This is a genomic window from Suilimivivens sp., from assembly GCF_037359455.1.
Taxonomy (GTDB): Bacteria; Bacillota; Clostridia; order Lachnospirales; family Lachnospiraceae; genus Suilimivivens; species Suilimivivens aceti.
Window position 1 is genome coordinate 1 of sequence record NZ_JAXXXI010000045.1, and the last position, 21,587, is coordinate 21,587.

Genomic DNA, 21,587 nt, shown 5'->3' on the forward strand with positions numbered 1-21,587 from the left:
CAAGTATCATTAGCTTTCCATTGACAACACAGGGACAGCTTTCGGCTGTGGGTACAATTGTCAGCGCAGGTTATGGTTTTATATGTGGAGCTTATATGCCAATTTCAAATTTTGGTTCAGGTCTTCAGAAGGCACTGTCTTATCTTCCGAGTACATATGCCACTTCATTGATCAAGAATCATATGCTTTATGGAGTGTTCAGAGAGATGGAGAGAAAACATTATCCGGATGAAATGGTTGAAGCGATAAGAAACACTCTTGATTGCAATCCGGTATTTCATGGAAATGTGGTAAGTGTAAATCAGATGATCGGCATTATGATGGGAAGTATAGCTGTATTTGGAATTATTTATTATTTTGTTACATTGCTGCCAGATGGTGAAGGCAGACGATAGGAAATATTGTTTTTAGCGGGTGAAAGCCTAGTGTTTTAGCTGATGACACGATAGGTGTCGCTTATGTGACAGCACGATTCTTACTATTTTTCGTAGTATATGTTACCTTCCAATCAGCCAAGCTCTGCTTGTTTCAAGGACAGCAATATCGAAGTGGGAATCGGGCAGAGGGTATCCGAGTATTGATTCGTTAAAAGAAATTTCGATGATTGTCTAAACTATTAATTTGCTGAATCACTTAAAGATTTTGGATGTAATACAATTAAATCACATTGGAAAGAATCATAGTTGTCACAGATAGACATGCAAACGATTCCTTCAGGGCATCGCTTACATCTGGATGCGAAACAACCATGAACACCCATTTCAGGACAAAGAGTATTACGTTGACAACCAGGTCGATTTGGATTGGATAGTTCAGCGCCTAAAGGATGGAATTATGAGAATTTGGGAATGGGGAATCATTTGATTGTTAGAGATGATTCAAACTACATCCCTCATTCTGTTAGCCAAAAATGAAAAAATGTTGATTTTGGCTAATAGAAACAGTATAATAAGTACATACTGTTAGTGAAAGGATGATGCAGATGAAGCTGATAGAGCGTAGACAGTATTTGGATAAGTTAATCAATGTACTTGGGACTCCGGATATCAAGGTTATTACCGGTGTAAGACGAAGCGGAAAGTCAAAGCTGTTAGAAGCATTTAGAGCATATATTGAATCGGAGAATGCGGATTGCAACATTATACAGATAAATTTTAACCTGCCTGATTATGACGATTTACTGACTTATCGCGCATTATACGATTATGTAAACGCACATTATGTTGCAGGTAAAGAGAATTTTGTCTTTATTGACGAAGTGCAAATGTGCGAAGATTTTGAGAAAGCAGTCAATGGACTTCATGCCAGCGAGAAGTATGATATATATATTACCGGTTCAAATGCTTTTTTATTAAGTTCGGATTTGGCTACGTTATTTACAGGGCGTACGTTTGAAATCAAAGTATATCCGTTTTCCTTTCGTGAGTATATGGAGTACTTTGGCTTGAAAGACCGCTACGACGCTTTGGATAAGTATGTGTTAGAGGGTGGAATGTCTGGTTCCTATCTTTATAAAGATCAGGAAGCAAAGTATGATTATATAGCTGATGTGTTTGATACACTGATAGTGCGTGATATTCGCAAAAAATACAAGATAAGAAATACGCAGCTGATGGACAGAATTGTGGATTTCCTTATGGATAATGTGTCGAATCTTTCTTCAGCGCGTAACATTACGAATACTCTTGGAAGCATGCATGAGAAGATACACCATACGACAGTTGGTAATTATATACAATATCTGTGCAATGCATTCGCATTCTATAAGGTTAGGAGATATGATATTAAGGGGAAGAAGTATTTATCGAGCAACGACAAATACTATTTGAGCGACCATACTTTCCGTTATGCGAAGCTTGGAACAAAGAATATGGATTACGGGCGGATATTGGAAAATATCGTGGCGGTTGAGCTTTTGCGTAGAGGATATGAGGTTTATGTAGGCATATTATATAAGAAGGAAATAGATTTTGTCGCAGTGAAGCGGAGTGAGAAAATCTATATTCAGGTATCTGATAATATCAGTGAAGAGAAGACCTTTGAAAGAGAGGTAGCTCCACTTTTGCAGATTAAAGATGCATACCCTAAGTATGTGATAGCCAGAACCAGGCATGATGAATACCAGTATGAGGGAATCAAGGTTATTGATATTGCGGATTGGTTGTTAGATAAATAATGCTATTAGCCAAAAATGAAAAAAAGAAGAAAATGGCTAATAGAACAAAGCGAATCAAATAGAGGATAATGTGTAAGGCATCTGCTCCACATGAAAAAGACAGAGAGCCAGTTTGCAGAAAGGCAGAGAATAATAGGACAGGACTAATTTTCTCTGCTTGTGATCATATTGTTGAACAGCTTGTGGATACCGCACTTCCAACAAAGAACCATACCAAGGATGGCACCGATCGCACCCTGTGCGATTTCATAGGGAAGCTTGATCATAGCGTACTCAAAGGTACTGTATACGAAGGTCTTGCCAAGGGTATAACCGATTACCATGATGACTGCACCTACGGTAACGCCGATACCGGAAGCAAGCTGGGGACGATTCTTTAATGTCTTATGGGAGATCAGGGAAATAACAACTGCCTGCAGCCCATGGGTAGCAAGGGAAACAAACATGGGAGCGGGATAGAAAAGCATATCGCCAAGGAAGGATCCCACACCGCCTACAATAAAGGCCTCTAACGGGTTTAACAGAATGGCACCGAGACAGATGGCAACGTCGCACAGGTACAGGTGGCCGCCGGGAACCGGAATACCAAAGGAGCTTAAGGCAATGGTCATTGCCATAAATACAGCTGCGGTAGTAAGTCTTAAAGTTGTGATTTTTGCGTTTGATTTTTTCATTTGAGAACTCCTTTACAAAGTGTTGAATCAAGGATACAATTACTTTGGTAATATCGAAATAACCAAATAAGGAGTTTCTAATAAGACCAGATGAATTATTCAATTACAAAAGACAGTGGGGTGCAGGCTTATATCCAGTTATATAATCACTTTGTGCAGGACATCGTGGCGGGAGTATACCCTTATGGCAGCAGACTTCCTTCCAAAAGGATCATTGCGGCGGAAACGGGGATAAGTCTTGTAACCGTAGAGCATACCATGAACCTGTTAAATGATGAAGGATATATAGAAGCAAGACAGCGGAGCGGCTATTATGTGATCTACCGGGAAGCGGATTTCCAGGTGAACCCGGAAATCCGGCAGAAGGAGCTGCCAAAGGCACACTTAAGTATGCATCATGTGGGAGAGTTTCCATTCAGTGTGCTTGCTAGAACCATGCGCAGGGTGCTGCTGGATTATGGTGAAGAGATTTTGGTAAAATCACCAAACAGAGGGTGTCAGGAGCTCAGGACAGCGATCTGTTCTTACCTTGGCAGGAGCCGCGGGATCCAGGTGCAGCCAAGACAGATCATTATCGGATCCGGTGCGGAATATCTCTATGGGATGGTGGCTCAGTTTTTTGGTGCGGGATGTATTTTCGGTATTGAAGACCCTTCCTATGAAAAGATAAGGAGAGTCTACGAATCCATGGGGATTGTCTGCGATCCACTGACTCTTTCTGCAGACGGAATCCCGTCTGCAGAACTTGCCAGAACAGAGGCGAGGGTGCTTCATGTGACTCCCTTTCACAGCTATCCCAGCGGTATCACCATCGGGATCTCCCAGAAACGGGAATATCTGTACTGGGCGGCGCAGAGGGATGCAGTGATCGTGGAGGATAATTATGATTCGGAGCTGACGGTGTCCAGCAAGCCGGAGGATTCTCTTTTTTCGCTGGCAAAGGGTGTGAACGTGATCTATATGAATACCTTCTCAAAGACCATTGCTCCCTCAGTACGTATCGGATATATGGTGCTTCCGGAAAAGCTTGTGGATGCTTTTGAGGAAAAGCTTGGGTTTTATTCCTGTCCGGTACCGCTGTTTGAACAGTATGTACTGGCAGAGCTTTTGAAAAGCGGAGATTATGAACGGCATATCAACAGGGTGCGGCGGAAGCGCAGAGTGAAGGACTAAGATCTTTGATCTTAGTCCTGTTTCTCTCCATTGTCAGCATCGATCACGGATTGGATCTGCTTCATCAGGGCATCATAGCTGTCTGGATTATCAATCCCCCCAAGCAATGGCTCACCCACGATATTACCGTTTCTGTCAACTAATATTGTTGTGGGAAACGCCATAATACCGGAGGCATATTTACCTGCATCTGAAGCAGAGTCAATGGAAAGATTGCGGTACGTGGCACCCTGGCTTTCGAGAATCGCTGCCGCTTCTTTTATAGCCGCTTCGTTTCCATCGAAGGTGTCTGTGTTGATGCCTACTACCTCACCTCCCTTTGGGCTGATCGCATTGTTCAATTCATCAAGCGTAGATAACTCGGCAACACAGGGCTTGCAGCCGGAAAACCAGAAATTGATAACAGTTACTGAATTCCCGGAAAACAGGCTTTCATCAACAGAATTACCATCAAAATCCTGACCGGAGAAATTTTTGAAGGGAGATGCCGCTTCAGAATTGTTATTCTGGTCCGTGTCACCGGATGAGGTATTCTTTTTTTCAATTTCAGCTATCTGCTCCTCAATTTTCCGTATCGTTCCAATATCGTCAGTGAGTATTTTCAGTTCGTCATCTGTGAAGGAAGCCTTATTTGCTTCGATAGTGTCAGAAAGAAAATCAGCATAATTTCCACCTGAATCAGTAGTGTCTTTGCTCATCATGCCAAAGACCCTGTTCCAGACATCCTCATGATCTGCAAAGAGCTGGTTTTCCTGCTGATACAGATCATTCAGCAGAGAGCTGGAAGCATCAGCAGCTCCTGTGCCGGATTCGGTCTGGGTATCCTGCGGTTTTTCTGTATCTGCAGCGGTTTTTTCATTACATGCCATAAGAGATAATGCTATGCAGAGTGTAAAAATAGAAATAAATGTCTTTTTTGTTTTCATGAATAATTACTCCTTTAAATTGTAATAGATTGCAGCCTTTGGACAAGCCTTTATACATGCCCCGCACCGTATACATTCCGGATGATCTGGAGTCTTACATACCTCCACATCCATTTTACATGCCTTTGAACACTGGTTACATCCGACACATCTGCTGCTATCAACCTTAATACGTAGAAAGCTGATCTTATTAAACAATGAGTAGATTGCGCCAAGAGGACAAAGCCATTTACAGAAGGGCCGGTAAAACATAATACTCAGCACAACCACTGTGATCAGGATAAGGCATTTAAAAGAAAAAAGTTTTCCCAGTGCAGACCGTATGGCAGCATTTCCAAGGGAAAGCGGGATAGCCCCCTCCAGAACACCCTGTGGACAAATGTACTTACAGAAGAACGGATCGCTCATTCCTACGGAGTTCGTTATGAGCATTGGCAGAAGTATAACGAAAACAATAAGGATGATATATTTCAGGTATCTTAACGGCTTCAGTCTGGCGGTGGAGAATTTCCTGCCGGGGATTTTGTGCAGCAAATCTTGGAACCATCCAAACGGGCACAAAAAACCACATATAAATCTTCCAAGTGTCACACCGAGCAAAATAAAAAATCCGGTTATGTAGTACGAAAATTTAAAGCTGGAGGATCCGACAACTGCCTGGAAGGCACCGATTGGACATGCACCTGCCGCAGCAGGGCAGGAATAACAGTTTAATCCCGGTACGCATATTGTTTTTGCCTTGCCCTGGTATATTTTTCCCATAAACAAATTAGGGAGGTGGATATTGGTAAGCAGCGTGGCAGCTGCCTGTATCCATCCGCGTATTCTGGCTGTCTGTTTTGACAGTAATTCCTTTTTCTTATCCAATTCCGACACACTCCAGACATAGTTTTATTGCTTTTCCCAGCACGATGGCTGCCTCTCCCCTGATCGCACCGTAGCTGACCATGGCTATACCTGTGATGAGTAAAGCGATTTGAGATATTTTTCTGCACTTCAAGCTATTATTGCCCCCTTCTGTTATCGTATTTATTGACCAGCTGACATTGGTATTATACAATACCTGTTGTAAAATTAATGTTAAGAAGCAGGTGTAAAATTTTGAGATTATTAATAGTTGAAGATATCAAAATCTATTCCCGTGAAGTCTGATTTTTGGGTTTAGGAATTGTTTATTCGACCCGCAGCATTCGGTATCCGATGCCGATGTGCGTTTGTATGTATTGAGGCGAGTCTTTTCCACGTTCCAATTTTTTGCGAAGAGTGGCCATAAATACACGCAGAGAAGCAACGTCATTATCCCAACTGCTACCCCAGATCTGTTGTGTGATATAGGTATGAGTCAGAACTTTGCCCATATTTTTGGAGAGCAGGCACAGCAGCTTATATTCGATGGGTGTCAGGTGCAGTTCTGTGCCATCAAGATATGCACAGCCTGCCATGTAGTCAATTTTCAGTGCACCGTTCGTAAAAATTGGAGATTCCTGTGTAATGTCTGTTTTCATCAGTGCAAGTCTCCGCTGGGTCACCCGCAGCCGTGCCAACAGCTCATCTACAGAGAAGGGTTTGGTGAGATAGTCATCAGCTCCGGCATCCAATGCTTCAATTTTATCAGAATCTTCCGCTCGCGCACTGATGACGATGATTGGCATATTCGACCACGACCGGATTTTTCGGATAATCTCCACACCATCTATATCTGGCAGTCCAAGATCGAGCAGTACAATGTCTGGATTATGTGACAATGCTTCCATCACAGCGCTGGCACCGTTTTGCGATGAAAGATACCGATATTCGTGAGTTTTTAGTGTTGTTGTGATCAGATTGCGCACTGGCGTATCATCTTCTACAACAAGGACAAGCGGTTTATTCATTCAGATTCACCTCACTAAGTGCTACTGTAAAAGAAAAGATGCATCCATGCGGCAAATTGTCTTTTAACGTCATTTTTCCATGATGCGCATGAACGATGACTTGACAGAGGGACAGTCCAAGCCCAAGACTGCGTCGGCTGTCACTGGTAGGATTACTTCCAGTAAAGAACATTTCAAAAACACGTTCTTTTAATTCATTTGGTATACCAGTGCCGTTATCACTGACACAGATTTCAGCTACATTTCCGCGCTGGATTGCTGTGATTTGGATAGTTGATCCTGCCGGAGTATATTTGATCGCGTTGTTCACCAGATTGATAAGTACCTGCATGATGAGTCCTGCATCTACACGCACCAACAAGGGTATTTCTCCGCAATTCATCGTAATATGATGTTCTGCCGATCTTCGGTCGATATGCCGGAGTGCTTCTGATATGATGTCATCAACAACCTGATCAGAAAGATGCAGCTTAACATTTCCATTCGCAATTTTCGTGATAGAAAGCAAATTTTCAACAAGCCCGATCAGCCATTGGGCATCGTCGTAAATGTCCGAAAAAATCTGTTTCCGTGTTTGATCATCCAGTACATCATAGCAGTGCAACAGTGTGTCGGCATTTCCGGAAATCGAGGTCAAAGGCGTTCGCAGATCGTGGGAAATGGAACGAAGGAGGTTGGCACGAAGCTGTTCGTTCTTTGCAAGAACCGCAGCTTTTTCTTTTTCATCAGCATTTCGCAGGCTTTCCAGAGTCAGAGCGCACTCACCAAGAATAGAAAAAAGAATGCTGGATGTAAATGCATCCGGTTGTGTCTGTTTTTCCATTAGGATCCCAATAACTCCGTAAACCTGCTGCCAGGTACAAATAGCAAAATACAGTCGTTTTGCCTTTGGAAATGTTTCGGTCGTTGCTCCCGCTCGTCTTCGGTTTTGCCATACCCAGTGGATCACATCCAGCTCCTGTTCATCCTCTGAAATGCTGTGCGGACTGCTTCCATCTACAGGGTAAACGATTCCATCAAGCAGCGTATCACCTTGTGCTGGGCAGATCAGAACGTCCCGCTGCATCAGCTTTTGTATCTGAGTTGCAGTCATTTGATAGACTTCCTCTGGCGTTTCAGCTTTTTGAAGCTGCCTGTTCATATCAAAAAGGAGCTTCGCCCGGTAGGCATCCCGCGCAGATAGCTGCGCATGAGCTTTTAGCTTTGCAGCAAGCGTACTGGTCAAAAGTGCTGCTGTGAACATGACGACAAAGGTTATTGGGTATTTACTGCCATAGGCTGCTAAAGACAGACGGGGTTCCGTTAGAAAATAATTGAACAGGATGACACTCAAAAAAGCGGATAGCACGCCACAGGTATATCCGCTTGTAAAAGCAGAAGTCAGAAGCACCCCCAACAGGTAGACCATGATAATGTTGGCATTTGCGAAGCCAAGCTGCAAAAAAAACCATCCGACGATCGTTGCAGCCGTCAAAATCCCGGCGGTCAGAAGCAGATCACGGGTAGCCGGGAATGCCGGGTAAATAGGGATAGATGGTTTCCTGCGGGAATTCCTGTAGTCCTCCGCATCCGGAATGATATGAATATCAGCGGCCGTGATCAGCGCAATGAGCCGTTCTGTCAGTATTGGTTTGCTAAAGAAATGGCGGCACTGTATGCCACTTTGCCCAATTACGATTTTGGTTACACCGGAGAGACGTGCATATTCTGCAATCTGCGTGGGCACATCTTCTCCATGAGTTGTGACGATCTCCGCACCAAGCTGCTTCGCAAGATGCATATTAGCCTGTAAACGTGATGTATCTTCCGTATTCATGGCAGCATCTCCTGGTGTCTGCACATAAAGTGCAGTAAAGCTCCCACAAAATGCCTGTGCCATCCTGCCTGCTATGCGCACAATGCGTTCGTTAGATGGAGAAGAGGACAGGCATACCAAAATATGATCCTTTGCCGTCCTGTTTATTGTGTTCTGCACATTCTCACCGCCTTTTTAATATTATAGCACCAATATGTGGTATCTACCAACGGTCAAAATGATATCCTGCACATCGGGTTCCAATGTATTTATATCCGGAAGCACTTTTGCAGCATCTTATACTCGCCTAAGACCAGAATTGATACATCGCTGGATAATATCGTATCAGGCATGATAGAAACATCTGTTTTTCCTGCGTGCTTGATGCCGAGAATATTGATCCCAAATTTTCTGCGGATATCTAGTTCACCAACGCTTTTTCCAATCCAGCCTTCCGGCACTTCTACTTCAAAAATAGCGTGTTGCTGGTCAATCTCTATGTAGTCAAAAATATGATTGGAAGTATATCGGATCGCTGCCCATTTTGCCATCTGTTTTTCTGGATAGATTACATGGTCGGCACCGTTACGAAGCAGGAATTTTGCCTGCACATCCCGTTCAGCGCGTGACACCACACACTTTGCACCTAGCTCCTTCAGCAGTGAGGTTGTTTCCAGTGAATTTTGGAAATTACTGCTGATCGTAACGATGCAGACATCAAAATTTCCGATACCAAGCGAACGAAGAAATTCTGCATTTGTGCTGTCACCGATCAGTGCGTTGGTGGTAAATGGCAGTACATCATTGATTCGTTCTTCATTTGCATCGACAGTCATAATCTGATGCTCCAGCTGAGATAGCTGCATCGCGATATGCCGTCCAAATCGGCCTGCTCCAACTAATAAAATGTTTTTCATAAGAAAATCCTCCTTTACTTATCCGGTAGTGATCTTTTCGAGCGGTAACCTTGCATTGATTGTTTTTTCCCCGGAAAGAGCCGCATAAATCAACGTAAGACCACCAACCCTGCCAAGATACATGAGTGTAATCAGCACAATTTGCGAGGGGATATGTAACTGTGGTGTAATACCAAGCGTTAATCCCACTGTTCCGACCGCCGATGCCGTTTCGAAAAGGCATGAGACTAACGGCAGATTCTCATATGTACTGATAAAGACTGCTCCGCCAAAGAATAGGGTAAGATACATTGTAAGAATGGTTGTGGCAGTCTTAATGGTGCTGCAATCAATTCTACGTCCAAATAATTGCGCGTTTTCACATTGTCGGAAGGTAGCGGCGGCATTGGCAAGCAGGACTGCCAGAGTTGTGGTTTTTATGCCGCCCGCCGTAGAACCAGGAGAGCCACCAATAAGCATCAGAAGAACCATCAAACCCTGTGATGCACTAGACATGGCAGGCAGAGCTACCGTGTTAAAGCCCGCCGTCCTCGGTGTGACAGACTGGAAAAGGGACGTTAGCAGGCGTCTTTCTGTGGGAAGTGCGGAAAAATCTGTGAAGAAGAAAAACGCGGCAGGCAGAGCAATGAGAAGGCTTGTAGTAACAAGGATCACCTTGCTCTGCATTCGGTAGTGACGAAAATGCCACTTGTTTTCCCAAATATCATCCCATGTCAGAAAGCCAATGCCACCAGTCACAATCAGCAGCATTATTGTAAAATTGATTGAGGGACTGCTCACATAGCTGGTGAGGGATGGATAGAGGTTGCTTTTTGTTCCAAGAATGTCAAATCCGGCATTACAAAAGGCGGATATGGAATGGAACACTGCCATCCAGATGCCACGCCATCCATAGTCGTAGCAGAACACTGGCAGCATAGCAAGTGCGCCTAGCAGTTCAATCAAAAATGTTCCCCACAGGATGAAGCGAGTCAGTCGGACGATTCCACCGACCTTTGGGGCTGAGATTGCATCCTGCATGGTACTGCGCTGCATAAGGGAGATTTTTCGTCCAGACAACAGTGCAAATGAGGCAGCCACGGTTATGACGCCAAGTCCTCCGATTTGGATCAGCGTCAGAATGACCGCCTGTCCGAAGCCTGACCAATAGCTTCCTGTATCCTGTATGATAAGTCCTGTCACGCAGACTGCAGAGGTTGCAGTAAATAAGGCTTCGTTAAATGGAGTTACGCACCCGGTTATTGTGGCAATCGGCAGCATTAACAGCAGTGATCCCATTAGGATGACCAAGGCAAAACCTAATATGATAATTTGAAAAGACGAAAGGCGGCGTCTTCGATGAATGATTTCCTTTGGCATAAAGGCAGCTCCTTATCGATTTTGATGTTATTATCATATAGCAGGAGGCTTTAAGAGTCAATAAAGGACACTTGTGGTGTATTAAGATTGAATAAAGATGATTTATGATCTCTGGTGCTGGTAGCGGGACTTCATCTGGCTGCCGCTGGCTTATATCATGAGTATACAGCCGGATGCCAGCCTGACAGCAATCGGACTTGCCGCACCCATTTCCACAGCAGTGTGGATTGTTCTGAATGTTGGTTTTTATATTTATCTGAACCGGAAAAGTGCCACTGTTTTTAACAAAAAGAGTTGATTTATGTCAGAAAAGGTTGGTAGATAGTGAGATCTGCTTTTGCTATAATGAGTTAAAATAAGTAGCAAAGGTAGGAAAAACATGAGAAAATCATACATAGATAATATAAGGTCACTGACGATTCTTCTGGTGGTGCTGTACCATGTGATCTATATGTTTAACCATGTGGCAACAGATGGTGTGATCGGGCCGGTGACAGCCTTTCATGGACAGGATACCCTGCAGTATCTGCTGTATCCCTGGTTTATGGTGATCCTTTTTATTCTGAGCGGCATGTGTTCCCGGTTTTATCTGGAAAAGCATACAGAGAAGGAATATATCCGGGCAAGAACCAGGAAGCTGTTAGTGCCTTCTACTATAGGTGTTCTGGTATTTGGATGGGCACAGGGGTATTTTAATATGGCAATCAGTCACGCATTTGACAATATACCAGAAATCATTCCAGAGCCTGTTTTATATCTGATCCTCTGCGTATCAGGAATCGGGGTACTCTGGACGATCCAGGTCATGTGGATCCTGTCCATGATCCTTTTGCTGATCAGAAAGCTGGAAAAGGGACGACTGTCTGTCCTGGCAGAAAAAGCAGGGATTCTGACAGCACTGCTTCTTGGCATCCTTATCTATGGAAGTGCACAGATCCTGAATATGCCGGTGATCTGTGTATACCGTTTTGGTATTTACGGAATGGCATTTCTGACCGGGTATTATGTGTTTACTCAGGAAAAGGTGATAAAGGAACTGGAGAAATACTGGCTGCCCCTGCTCCTTGCAGCATTTGTGGCAGGGATCCTCTACACCTGTGTATATTATGGGAAAAATTATGCGGTGGAGCCTTACGTAAACAGTCCTCTGGCAGTACTGTATGGATGGCTGATGTGCCTTGCAGTGATAGGAGGCATGAAACGCTTTGCTGACAGAGAAAGCAGGGTATGGCAGCTCCTGAAGCAGAAAAGCTTTGGACTCTATGTGTTTCATTATCTGCCGTTATCTGCCTGCTCATATGCACTGTATACCTATACGAATCTTCCAGGTATCCTGCTGTATGTTCTGACAGGGCTGGCAGCTTTCTTTGGTGGTCTGCTTTTGTATGAGATCGTCAAAAGGATTCCGGGTGTGCGCTGGTGTCTCCTTGGACTGCAAAGATGAAAACTGGCATTAACAGAAACAGGAAATGATCCGATATCTTTAACAGGAACATTTCCTTTTTTTATGAAAAGGTTGAAGTTGCAGAACGCAGGTTGTGGGAGAAATTGGGCATGAGAGTAAAGAACATTTCCTTTTATATGGGAAATAACGCGGTTCAAAGAAAACATAGTGAAGAAAATAAAACCATTGACGGACGTGGCACAGCCATGGCCTCAGATTCCATTGCAGCCAAAAAGGCACAGGCGCAGAAGAAAGCCATGAAGATCATTGGGGATGCTTTTTCTGGTGATAAGAAGATAGATGACGATCTGAACGAGCGCAGGGAAAAGGTCCGTACTCTGCAGAAGGAGAGCGGCGAAAATAGGGCGGCTATGAAGGATCTGCAGGATCAGAGAGAAAAGCTGTTAGAACAGGGCTATGCAGCAGACAGTGACGAGGTGAAAAATCTGGATGAGCAGGTAAAGTCCTATGCAGAGCTGATTTCTGATACAGAAGATGAGATCCAGATGGAGAATGCAGTGGTCAGACAGTCAAAGATTGAGCAGCTGAAATCCGATCCCATGGTAAAGGCCAGAGAGCAGGCAGATTCCGTGCTGGAAGCGGCCAGTGATGAAATCCTTGGAGATCTGATCGCCGAGGGTAAGCAGCATATCGACGAAAAGCTGGAAGAGGAAAAGAAGAAGGCCGAAGAGGCAAAAGAGAAGAAGGAAGAGCTGGAAGAGCAGATCGAAGCCAGAAAAGAGGACAGGAAGGAGCAGGAGAAGCTCACAGAGGATATTCTGGAGGCTGCTAAGGAAATGGAAAATGCAGGAAATACAGTATCCGATGCACAGCAGGCTATTAAGACTCTGATGAATAAGATGAGCCTGGTGGAAGATGATGTGAAGGGTGCTGCAGTAGATCAGGGAGTATAAAGGATGTTTCAGGAGAATCTGATTTCTCTCCGGAAGCTGAACGGACTGTCTCAGGAAGAACTGGCAGAGAAGGTAGGCATCAGCAGACAGACCCTGTCCAAATATGAGACGGGAGAAGCTGTTCCGGATATTCAGAAATGCAAGAAGCTGGCTGATATTTTTCAGGTATCGCTGGATGATCTTGTGAACTATGAAAAGGATGAAAATGAGTTTGGAGTTGGTGTGCCGCCAAAGGGAAAGCATATCTTTGGCATGGTAAAGGTAGGAGACAAGGGACAGATCGTGATTCCTGCAAAGGCCAGAAAAATTTTCCGGATAGAACCGGGAGATAATCTGATTGTTCTCGGAGATGAAGCACAGGGAATCGCCATTCTCAAAGAGAAGGATTTTATGGGGATGGTACATAAGATCAGAACAGGACAGTAGGAAAGAAGATGGGAAGCTATGAATGCAGCACAGAAAATTCTGATTGTTATAGGAGCATTTTTTGCGGCGATAGGAGGAACGATTGCTCTTATTATGGGAAGTATGGCCAGGCTTACAGGTATGCCATTTATGGCATTCGTGGCGATACCACTATTATTTGTGGTACTTGGAGCCGGATTCATCATTGCCGTTCTGATCAGTTATTCACGTAAGCGGAAGATCAGAACCCATGGAATCAGATACGAGGCTAAGATCTACGGTTATGTGGAGAATACCTCTTATACGGTAAATGGCAGATATCCGGTGAACACGAAGGTACGTTATTTTGATGTAGATCAGGTGGAACGGGAGGCAGTGATCCCTACAGGCTTTGCAAGAGGAAGTGGAGAATATCCCATTGGTATGACCATTACCATTTATGAATATCAGGGAAAATTCAACTTTGATCCGGCATCTGTAAGGGATGAGGTGATTCCAGGTGAAGCAGAGCTGATGGATGATAAGCCCCTTGAGCCTGAAAAGCTGAAAATGGTGGCAGTGACCTGCAAAAACTGCAGTGCAAGTTATCAGGCTGCAACAGGATATTCCAGCAGATGTCCTTATTGCGGTGGTTATCAGAATGTGTAAACTGCCGACATAACAGGCAAAGACAGGAATCAGGAAAAGAAAACTGCCGACATAACAGGCAGCAGGAATGACAGACAGAAAACATATCTAAATATGGGGAGAGAGTGATATGCAGGTTGTGGGGGCGTCTTCTGTTTATCTGCAGAAGGTGACAGATAAGGAGCAGAACCAGCAGGGGCAGCAGACAAAAAAGGTTTCCCTGACGGCAGATTATACGAAATATGTACATGCAGTCCGGGATGGGTATATTGAGGAAGACGGGGTCAGGATTTCCATTTCAGATGAAGCCAGAGAGGCGCTGGAAAAGCTCCGGGATCAGTGGCAGGAACTGCAGGATGAGATGAATGCAGAGTGGATTATGAAGAAGGATCAACAGGCAGCGGAGAGATCATCAAAGACCATGCAGGATAGAACAAATGATCAGACCAAAGCGATGGAAATAGCCAGAAGGATTGCAAAGGGCGGACATGTACCACCAAAGGATGAACAGACGCTGCTTGATTATTCCAGTGACCTGTATCAGATGGCAAAGCAGGCAGGGATGCTTGCGAAGAAGCATAAGAAATACAAAAAGGCGCTGACTGAGGATGAGAAAAAAACAGAAGGGAGATCCATGTCAGAAAACGGTGGACAGGCAGCAGGACCGGAGCGGTATGAGATTGTGATGGAGATTCCGTCAGGAGAAGGAGAGATGGCAGATGGAAGTGCTGATGCAGAATAAACAGGAAAAAACAGTAATTTCTTCCAAAAGGGAGCTGGCTGGCTACGTGTTCCAGATGCTGACAGAAACAGAATCCAAGACTGAAATGTCAGAGGATGAAAAGAGACGCATGGAGGCCAGGATCATAGCAAAGCTGAAAGCCGGTAAGAAGCTGACCGGAGAGGAAATGGATTTCCTTAGGCGGTATAATACAGAGCTGTATCTGACAGCAGTCAGGGTACAGCAGATGGCAGAGGGGCTGAAGGAACAGCTTAAGAGAGCGAAAAGTAAAGAAGAGGCAGATGCGATCGTATCAACTGCTTACAGCAGTATTTCTGACAAAGATCCGGCAAAGGAATACCTGACAGCTGCTGTCAGCAATGTTTCCACAGAATTCCGCAGATCAGGAGCCTACAGCAGACTGCCAAATACCATAGACGAAGCGGAGAAAGCAAAGAAGAAGCAGACGAAAAACCCTTTTAAGGAATCAGATGAAAAGGATATGGATACAGAGGACGATTTTGATCTGACAGGCTGGAGTCCATTGCAGGAGGTACTGGATGCCATGCCGACATTCAGTGCAGAAGCCTGAAATGAGGAACAGCAGAGAGACAGGGAGGGAGAGATATGCTTACAGGAACCATACGCAGCCAGGTGCAGCTGCAGATGCTGGATCAGAAATGGCAGAAGAAAAAGACAGATATGGCAGCCGGAAAGAAAGAGGATAAGGAACTGACTGCAGAAGAGCGGGAATGGCAGAATTATCAGGATCAGATGGACAAGATCCGGGAATCTGACAGCTACAGCCAGATTTATACCAAGCTGAAAAGCGGAGGTACGCTGACGGAAGAAGAGATCCAGAGGCTGAAGGAAAAGGATCCGGAAGCCCTGGCAGAATATGAGCGTGCACAGGCAGAAAAGAAGCAGTATGAGAAACAGCTGAAAAACTGCAGGACAAAGGAAGATGTGGAAAAGCTGAAAATGAACCGGATGGGGAATTTCGCAGCCAGGGCCAAGGAGATTGCAAACAATCCCTATATTCCGAAGCATAAAAAAGTTGAGCTGATGAACCAGTTAAATAATGAGGTGTGCCTGATCGCAGATGCCCATGCCAGATTTACAAAATCAGCAGAATATCATGATCTCCCTACAGAGGGGGAGGAGCAGGAGAAGCGGGCACAGGAAGTAGCGGACAGGCAGGACAGAGAAACAGATCAGGTGCAGGAAGCCGCAGGCAGCGCAGATCAGACAGACAGGACAGAAGAGACGACAGCTGGAAAGGAAGAGACAGATACCGGTACAGAACCTGTGGAAATGGATGCTGATTTTGAGAAACTTTATCAAAATATCCGGCTTTTCCTGCAGAAAGAAGGAGCAGAAAACGGGAAATTCAGCCTTCAGGTGTAAGAAAACAGGGAAGAAAGGAATAAAATCCCGAAGAAAATGAAAATTTATAATAAAAATGTTGTTTTTCGGAGGGTTGGCTGTTAAAATAGGAGTTGGATTTTAGCAAGATAAAAAGCTATAAAAAATTCAATAGAAAGGATGTAAAGTTATGTCATTAGTAACAACAACAGAAATGTTCAAGAAGGCATATGACGGCGGATACGCAATCGGTGCTTTCAACGTAAACAACATGGAAATCGTTCAGGGTATTACTGAAGCAGCAGGCGAACTGAACAGCCCTGTTATCCTTCAGGTATCCAAGGGAGCTCGTGCTTACGCTAACCACACTTATCTGGTTAAGTTAGTTGAGGCAGCAGTTATCGAGAACCCTCAGATCCCGATCGCACTTCACTTGGATCATGGTGATTCCTTTGAATTATGTAAATCCTGTATCGATGGTGGATTCACATCCGTTATGATCGATGCTTCTTCCAAGTCTTTTGAGGAAAACATTGCACTGACCAAGCAGGTTGTTGAGTATGCACATGCTCACGGCGTTGTAGTAGAGGCAGAGCTTGGTACTCTGGCTGGTATCGAAGATGAAGTTTGTGTAGAGTCTGGTAATGAAGCTTATACACGTCCTGAAGAAGTAGAAGAGTTCGTTGATAGAACAGGCTGTGACTCTCTTGCAATCGCAATCGGTACTTCTCATGGTGCATACAAGTTTACAGCTGATCAGTGTACAAGAAATGCTGATGGTATTCTTGTTCCCCCTCCGCTTCGTTTCGACGTTCTTGAGGAGTGCATTAAGAGACTTCCTGGATTCCCGATCGTTCTTCATGGTTCATCTTCCGTTCCTCAGGAATTCGTTAAGATGGTTAACCAGTACGGTGGAAATATGCCTGATGCAGTAGGTATTCCGGAAGAGCAGCTTCGTAAGGCAGCTCAGCTTGCTGTATGTAAGATCAATATCGACTCCGATATTCGTCTTGCTATGACAGGTACTATCCGTAAGTATTTTGCAGAGCATCCTGATCATTTCGATCCTCGTCAGTACTTAAAGCCCGCAAGACAGGCTGTTAAGGAAATGGTTGCTCACAAGATCGTTAATGTTCTTGGTTCTAACGGAAAGGCCTAAAGAATCGGAATCTGAAAAGATAACAACTACTAAAGATAACATGAGGCGTCTGCTTATGGCAGACGCCTTTTTGCGTGCCATAGGAAATCATACTGAGAAAATCTCTCATTTCGTTCCTGTGCAGAAATGCTACAATAAGGATACAGAGTAATTTCAGAACGAAAGAAGGACAGTGTGAGATGAAAGTATATGAGTTTGGAGATAAGCAGAAGCCTGCGATCCTGTTGCTGCCGGGTACGTGCTGTTATTGGAGATCCAATTTCGGGCATGTGATTGAGCCACTGCAGAAGAACTTTTATGTATGTTGTGTATCCTATGATGGCTTTGATGACACCGAGGACACTGAATTTCCTTCCATGCTGGAGGAAACGACAAAGATTGAAAACTATATTAAGGAAAAGCATGGTGGTCATATAAGGGCTGTTTATGGCTGCTCTCTTGGTGGTTCTTTCGTAGGGCTGTTGGCTGCCAGAGAAAATATCCAGATGGATTATGGCATTCTTGGCGGCTCAGATCTGGATCAGGCAGGTGCCTTCAAAACAAAACTGCTTTGTAAGATTGCCATGCCGCTTCTTTATCCCTTTATCCATGATGGGCAGTTCAAGCAGAAATTCATGCAGAAGAAAATGAAGAAAATCATGGAAAATGGAAGTGGGTATGAGAAAACCTTCGTGAATATGATGAAGACACCGGAGGGAAAGTGTCTTTCCTTTATCAGCAGAGAAAGTGTGGAGAGGCAGTTTGCATCGGATATGATAACACCCCTGTCAGATCATATTTCACCAAAGCATGGAGAGATCCATATCATATATGCCCTGCAGATGGGAGAAAAGTACAGAAAACGTTACTATCAGCATTTTGCGAAGCCGGTGCTGCACGAATTTAATATGAAGCATGAAGAGCTTCTGGCCTGTCATAAGGAAGAATGGGTCAGGACGATAGAAGAGATCTGTATTCCGAAAGAATAAAAAAGAAAACCGGATGTGGAAAACCACATCCGGTTCTTTTCATTAGAATACGCTTTATCAGCGGATCAATTATAACTGAGGACCTGCAGCAACAAGTGCCTTACCAGCATCGTTTCCTTCGTATTTAGCGAAGTTCTTGATGAATCTCTGTGCAAGATCCTTAGCCTTTGTTTCCCATTCGGAAGCATCTGCATAAGTATCACGAGGATCAAGGATAGCAGGATCTACTCCAGGAAGAGCTGTAGGTACTTCGAAGTTGAAGTAAGGGATCTTCTTGGTAGGAGCGTTTACGATGTCACCGTTAAGGATTGCATCAATGATTCCACGGGTATCCTTAATGGAGATACGCTTGCCAGTTCCGTTCCATCCTGTGTTTACAAGATAAGCCTTAGCGCCGCTCTTCTCCATCTTCTTAACGAGCTCTTCTGCATACTTTGTAGGATGCAGCTCAAGGAATGCCTGTCCAAAGCAAGCAGAGAAGGTAGGAGTAGGCTCTGTGATTCCACGCTCTGTACCAGCCAGCTTAGCTGTGAATCCTGACAGGAAATAGTACTGTGTCTGATCAGGTGTCAGAGCAGATACCGGAGGAAGTACGCCGAAAGCATCTGCGGACAGGAAGATTACGTTCTTAGCTGCCGGTGCGGAAGAGATAGGACGTACAATGTTTTTAATATGATTGATAGGATAAGATACACGAGTATTCTCGGTTACGCTCTTATCTGCGAAATCAATTTTGCCTGCAGCATCAAGAGTTACATTCTCAAGAAGAGCGTTGCGCTTGATTGCATTGTAGATATCAGGCTCAGAATCCTTATCCAGGTTGATAACCTTAGCGTAGCATCCACCTTCGAAGTTGAATACGCCGTTGTCATCCCAGCCGTGCTCGTCATCACCGATCAGGAGACGCTTAGGATCTGTGGAAAGGGTTGTCTTACCTGTTCCGGAAAGACCGAAGAAGATAGCTGTGTTCTTGCCATCCATATCTGTGTTGGCAGAGCAGTGCATGGAAGCCATGCCCTTCAGAGGCAGATAGTAGTTCATCATAGAGAACATACCCTTCTTCATTTCTCCGCCGTACCATGTATTAACAATAACCTGCTCGCGGCTTGTGATATTGAAAGCAACGCAGGTTTCGGAGTTCAGACCGAGCTCCTTGAAGTTCTCAACCTTAGCCTTGGAAGCGTTGTAAACAACGAAATCAGGCTCGAAGTCCTTCAGCTCTTCAGCTGTAGGCTTGATGAACATATTGGTAACAAAGTGAGCCTGCCAAGCAACCTCAACAATGAAACGGATTGCCATACGGGTATCCTTATTAGCGCCACAGAAAGCATCTACTACGAAAAGTCTCTTGTTGGAGAGCTCTTTCTTAGCGATATCCTTAACAGCTGCCCATGTAGCCTCTGTCATAGGATGGTTGTCGTTCTTGTACTCATCGGATGTCCACCATACAGTATCCTTGGAATTCTCATCTACAACGATGTATTTGTCTTTAGGGGAACGACCTGTATAGATACCGGTCATTACATTAACAGCGCCAAGTTCGCTGACCTGACCTTTTTCGTAACCTTCCAGTTCAGGTTTGGTTTCTTCCTCGAATAACATTTCGTAAGAAGGATTGTGAACGATTTCCGTAACTCCGGAAATGCCATACTTGCTTAAATCGATTTCTGCCATTTTTCTGACCTCTTTCTTTAATATAGTAATATCATAAAATATCCTGCTAATAATTATACATATTTAGCCGACAAAATCAACCAAAACTTCACTTTTTTACTGCGTTTTTACCGGGAGAATATTTAACATCATAGTACTTTATGCCTACAATAGATTGATAATGAGAAAAGAAACTGATAAAATAAAAAGAACAAAGAAAAAGCAGGAAGCAGGGAGGTCTGAAAATGGGCAGAGCCATGACGGCTGGAATATTGACATTGATACTGATCCTGCTGCCGGCAGTGGCAGGTATTCTGGCATCTTATGTGCTGTACAGGATTATTTTCTGCTATCCGCAGAAGAAGAGACTGGCACCGGGAAAGCTGCCGGAGAGCCGGATGTATGCACCGTGGACAGAGCGGCTTAAGGAAAGCTGCCTTTTAATGGACAGAATGCCCTTTGAGAAGCTTACGATCCGGGCAGAGGATGATCTGACCCTGCAGGGAAGGCTGTATGAGGGAGAGACAGGAAAGCCCCTGATCCTGTTCTTTCATGGTTATCATGGAGGCTATCAGTGGGATGGCTTTGGATTTTTCCAGTTGTTTCGGAAGGAAGGATATTCACTCTTTGTGGCAGAGCAGCGTTCTCATGGGGAAAGCAGTGACAGAACCATTACCTTTGGTATCCGGGAGAAAAAGGATGTCAGAAAATGGGCAGAGCATCTGGCAGAGCGTTTCCAGGAAAAGACAATACTTCTTGCCGGGGTGTCCATGGGAGCAGCTACGGTGATGATGGCAGAGACAGAAGAGCTGCCTGTAAATGTAAAAGGGATCATAGCAGACTGTGGTTATACCTCACCGGAGGATATTATAAAGAAGAATATCAGAGAGCTGCATTTTCCCATGTGGCCAACGTATCCACTGGTGAGGCTTGGAGCCAGAATGTACGGACATTTTAATATGGAAGAAACCTCAGCGATAGAAGGGGTAGAAACAGGTAAGCTGCCGGTTCTTTTTATCCATGGGGATAAGGACAGTGTCGTACCCTATGTTATGTGTGAAAGCCTGTACGGTGCCTGCAGGAGCAGAAAAAAGCGCCTGACAGTACAGGGAGCAGACCATGCGGTCTGCTCCCTGGCAGCAACAAACGATTATGTACAGGCAATTCTCAGCTTTGCAGAAGGGCTGATAAATGAGGAAACTACAGGCTGAGTACCTGACCCTCGAAAATAATATCTTTAATGTTCAGATCCTGATCCAGGATCAGCAGATTGGAAAGCGCACCCTCAGTAATCTGACCGTGTGCTTTTTCTATGCCAAGCGCTCTGGCAGGATTGATGGTAGCAGGGCAGATTGCTGTGATACCGCTTTTTAATTCATAGGCAGCCATCTTCCGGATGCCTTCAAGGTCGTGGTCACTGATATCACTGCCTACGTA

The 21,587-nt window shown here is 44.5% G+C and carries 23 protein-coding genes and 2 pseudogenes; 15 read left to right on the plus strand and 10 right to left on the minus strand.

The window, feature by feature from the left end:
- From WJQ40_RS09160 to WJQ40_RS09170, 3 genes and pseudogenes are all read left to right on the plus strand, one after another.
- Positions 1-395, plus strand: a pseudogene (locus WJQ40_RS09160) (ABC transporter permease); the annotation flags it as partial.
- Positions 396-471: 76 nt separating this feature from the next.
- Positions 472-600, plus strand: a pseudogene (locus tag WJQ40_RS09165) (helix-turn-helix transcriptional regulator); the annotation flags it as partial.
- A gap of 382 nt (positions 601-982) precedes the next feature.
- Positions 983-2,176, plus strand: a complete 1,194-nt coding sequence (locus WJQ40_RS09170) for an ATP-binding protein (protein ID WP_337539518.1) — start codon at positions 983-985, stop codon at positions 2,174-2,176.
- Positions 2,177-2,319: 143 nt separating this feature from the next.
- Here WJQ40_RS09170 and WJQ40_RS09175 read toward each other — a convergent pair whose 3' ends face one another.
- The gene (locus tag WJQ40_RS09175; protein ID WP_262575911.1) at positions 2,320-2,850 is read right to left on the minus strand and encodes an ECF transporter S component; all 531 of its coding nucleotides are present in this window, start codon (positions 2,848-2,850) and stop codon (positions 2,320-2,322) included.
- 90 nt (positions 2,851-2,940) lie between these two features.
- Between WJQ40_RS09175 and WJQ40_RS09180 the strand changes: the two genes are divergently transcribed.
- The gene (locus WJQ40_RS09180; protein ID WP_337539521.1) at positions 2,941-4,023 is read left to right on the plus strand and encodes a PLP-dependent aminotransferase family protein; all 1,083 of its coding nucleotides are present in this window, start codon (positions 2,941-2,943) and stop codon (positions 4,021-4,023) included.
- A gap of 11 nt (positions 4,024-4,034) precedes the next feature.
- On the opposite strand, the gene WJQ40_RS09185 is transcribed toward WJQ40_RS09180, so the two are convergent.
- From WJQ40_RS09185 to WJQ40_RS09215, 7 genes are all read right to left on the minus strand, one after another.
- Positions 4,035-4,949 (minus strand): TlpA disulfide reductase family protein, encoded by a 915-nt coding sequence (locus WJQ40_RS09185; RefSeq protein ID WP_337539524.1) that lies wholly within the window; start codon positions 4,947-4,949, stop codon positions 4,035-4,037.
- A 6-nt stretch (positions 4,950-4,955) separates the two neighbouring features.
- On the minus strand, positions 4,956-5,816 hold the full coding sequence (locus WJQ40_RS09190; protein ID WP_337539527.1) for a 4Fe-4S binding protein: 861 nt from the start codon (positions 5,814-5,816) through the stop codon (positions 4,956-4,958).
- Entirely contained in the window at positions 5,809-5,949 is a 141-nt protein-coding gene (locus tag WJQ40_RS09195) for a CD1871A family CXXC motif-containing protein (RefSeq protein ID WP_262575915.1), read from the minus strand. The genes WJQ40_RS09190 and WJQ40_RS09195 overlap by 8 nt, the downstream gene beginning before the upstream one ends.
- A 172-nt stretch (positions 5,950-6,121) precedes the next feature.
- On the minus strand, positions 6,122-6,823 hold the full coding sequence (locus tag WJQ40_RS09200; RefSeq protein WP_262575916.1) for a response regulator transcription factor: 702 nt from the start codon (positions 6,821-6,823) through the stop codon (positions 6,122-6,124).
- Positions 6,816-8,702, minus strand: a complete 1,887-nt coding sequence (locus tag WJQ40_RS09205; RefSeq protein WP_337539531.1) for a DUF4118 domain-containing protein — start codon at positions 8,700-8,702, stop codon at positions 6,816-6,818. The genes WJQ40_RS09200 and WJQ40_RS09205 overlap by 8 nt, the downstream gene beginning before the upstream one ends.
- A gap of 185 nt (positions 8,703-8,887) precedes the next feature.
- Positions 8,888-9,535, minus strand: coding sequence for a TrkA family potassium uptake protein (locus tag WJQ40_RS09210; protein ID WP_118799666.1), 648 nt, complete (start codon positions 9,533-9,535; stop codon positions 8,888-8,890).
- A gap of 18 nt (positions 9,536-9,553) precedes the next feature.
- Complete coding sequence (locus WJQ40_RS09215) at positions 9,554-10,894, minus strand: potassium transporter TrkG (RefSeq protein ID WP_262575919.1); 1,341 nt, start codon at positions 10,892-10,894, stop codon at positions 9,554-9,556.
- Between the two features lie 157 nt (positions 10,895-11,051).
- On the opposite strand from WJQ40_RS09215, the gene WJQ40_RS09220 reads away from it, so the two are divergent.
- From WJQ40_RS09220 to WJQ40_RS09265, 10 genes are all read left to right on the plus strand, one after another.
- Complete coding sequence (locus WJQ40_RS09220) at positions 11,052-11,192, plus strand: hypothetical protein (RefSeq protein WP_337539534.1); 141 nt, start codon at positions 11,052-11,054, stop codon at positions 11,190-11,192.
- Positions 11,193-11,273: 81 nt separating this feature from the next.
- Positions 11,274-12,338, plus strand: coding sequence for an acyltransferase (locus tag WJQ40_RS09225; protein ID WP_337539536.1), 1,065 nt, complete (start codon positions 11,274-11,276; stop codon positions 12,336-12,338).
- A 110-nt stretch (positions 12,339-12,448) separates the two neighbouring features.
- Positions 12,449-13,252 (plus strand): hypothetical protein, encoded by an 804-nt coding sequence (locus WJQ40_RS09230; protein ID WP_337539538.1) that lies wholly within the window; start codon positions 12,449-12,451, stop codon positions 13,250-13,252.
- 3 nt (positions 13,253-13,255) lie between these two features.
- Complete coding sequence (locus tag WJQ40_RS09235) at positions 13,256-13,678, plus strand: helix-turn-helix domain-containing protein (protein ID WP_337539540.1); 423 nt, start codon at positions 13,256-13,258, stop codon at positions 13,676-13,678.
- Between the two features lie 18 nt (positions 13,679-13,696).
- Positions 13,697-14,305, plus strand: coding sequence for a hypothetical protein (locus WJQ40_RS09240; protein WP_337539541.1), 609 nt, complete (start codon positions 13,697-13,699; stop codon positions 14,303-14,305).
- Between the two features lie 109 nt (positions 14,306-14,414).
- Positions 14,415-15,026, plus strand: coding sequence for a hypothetical protein (locus WJQ40_RS09245; protein WP_118799433.1), 612 nt, complete (start codon positions 14,415-14,417; stop codon positions 15,024-15,026).
- Positions 15,004-15,597 carry a hypothetical protein gene (locus WJQ40_RS09250; protein WP_337539545.1) on the plus strand — a complete coding sequence of 198 codons (594 nt, stop codon included), beginning with the start codon at positions 15,004-15,006 and terminating at the stop codon, positions 15,595-15,597. Before WJQ40_RS09245 ends, WJQ40_RS09250 begins: the two co-directional genes overlap by 23 nt.
- A gap of 35 nt (positions 15,598-15,632) precedes the next feature.
- Positions 15,633-16,412: a hypothetical protein gene (locus WJQ40_RS09255; protein WP_118799435.1), complete on the plus strand. Its 780-nt coding sequence runs from the start codon at positions 15,633-15,635 to the stop codon at positions 16,410-16,412.
- A 148-nt stretch (positions 16,413-16,560) separates the two neighbouring features.
- Positions 16,561-17,529: a class II fructose-1,6-bisphosphate aldolase gene (gene fba / locus WJQ40_RS09260; RefSeq protein WP_118799436.1), complete on the plus strand. Its 969-nt coding sequence runs from the start codon at positions 16,561-16,563 to the stop codon at positions 17,527-17,529.
- A gap of 179 nt (positions 17,530-17,708) precedes the next feature.
- A complete protein-coding gene (locus tag WJQ40_RS09265) occupies positions 17,709-18,497 on the plus strand; it encodes an alpha/beta hydrolase (RefSeq protein WP_337539549.1) in 789 nt (262 codons plus the stop codon).
- A 69-nt stretch (positions 18,498-18,566) separates the two neighbouring features.
- On the opposite strand, the gene pckA is transcribed toward WJQ40_RS09265, so the two are convergent.
- Positions 18,567-20,171: a phosphoenolpyruvate carboxykinase (ATP) gene (gene pckA, locus WJQ40_RS09270; RefSeq protein ID WP_118799437.1), complete on the minus strand. Its 1,605-nt coding sequence runs from the start codon at positions 20,169-20,171 to the stop codon at positions 18,567-18,569.
- 224 nt (positions 20,172-20,395) lie between these two features.
- Here pckA and WJQ40_RS09275 point away from each other — a divergent pair, with 224 nt between their 5' ends.
- Positions 20,396-21,361: an alpha/beta hydrolase gene (locus WJQ40_RS09275; protein ID WP_337539552.1), complete on the plus strand. Its 966-nt coding sequence runs from the start codon at positions 20,396-20,398 to the stop codon at positions 21,359-21,361.
- Here the strand turns inward: WJQ40_RS09275 and WJQ40_RS09280 are convergent.
- Positions 21,351-21,539 (minus strand): amidohydrolase family protein, encoded by a 189-nt coding sequence (locus WJQ40_RS09280; RefSeq protein WP_337539553.1) that lies wholly within the window; start codon positions 21,537-21,539, stop codon positions 21,351-21,353. The genes WJQ40_RS09275 and WJQ40_RS09280 overlap by 11 nt on opposite strands.
- Positions 21,540-21,587 lie beyond the last annotated feature (48 nt).